This window comes from Mesorhizobium sp. M2C.T.Ca.TU.002.02.1.1 (assembly GCF_003997225.1).
In genome coordinates this window covers 1-759 of the sequence record NZ_RZTO01001390.1, presented here as the reverse complement: position 1 = coordinate 759, position 759 = coordinate 1, and the positions used below count along the sequence as shown (strand labels likewise).

The following is a 759-nucleotide window of genomic DNA, read 5'->3' as shown; positions in this document are numbered from 1 at the left end:
GGCCAGGGCCGGCCGCATCCGCGGCCTGTTCGGCGGCTCGAACTGGACGATGGAGCGCATGGACGCGGCGATCGCCTATGCCGAGAAGAACGGCAAGCAAATACCCGGCGCGCTCTCCAACAATTTCTCGCTGGCCGAGATGCTGGAGCCGATCTGGGCCGGCTGCATCACCTCCTCCACCGATGCCTGGAAGGTCTGGCTGACGGCGCGGCAGATGCCGAACTTCGCCTGGTCGAGCCAGGGCCGCGGCTTCTTCACCGACCGCGCCGGCCGCGACAAGCAGGACAATGAGGAGCTGGTGCGCGTCTGGTATTCGGAAAAGAATTTCGGCCGCCGCGACCGGGCCATCGAGCTGGCGCGCAAACTCGGCAAGAGCCCGATCCACGTCGCGCTGGCCTATGTCTTGGCGCAACCCTTCCCCTCGGTCCCTCTGATCGGCCCGCGCACGCTGGACGAGCTGGAGGACAGCCTGAAGGCGCTGGACATCAGGCTGACGCCGGAGGATGTGGCGTGGCTGGACGAGGGGCCGGAGCGGAGGAGGGCTTAGGAGGGGGGAGGAAACAAGAAGCGTCGCGTTCCTTCACCCCCCTCTCTGCCCTGCCGGGCATCTCCCCCTCAAGGGGGGAGATTGGCAGCTTCAGTGCCGGCGCTCCTCTTGCAACGCTGGCGATTAGCGAAAGGCGGCGTGACATCTGATCTCCCCCCATGAGGGGGAGATGGCCGGCAGGCCAGAGAGGGGGGCCTCGCGCCAACATCTCA

The 759-nt window shown here is 66.9% G+C and carries 1 protein-coding gene; it reads left to right on the top strand.

What is annotated here, in order from left to right; translation table 11 throughout:
- Nucleotides 1-547, top strand: a 547-nt coding sequence (locus EOD07_RS36295; protein ID WP_164772951.1) for an aldo/keto reductase, incomplete at its 5' end; no start/stop codon positions are given.
- Nucleotides 548-759: the final 212 nt, after the last annotated feature.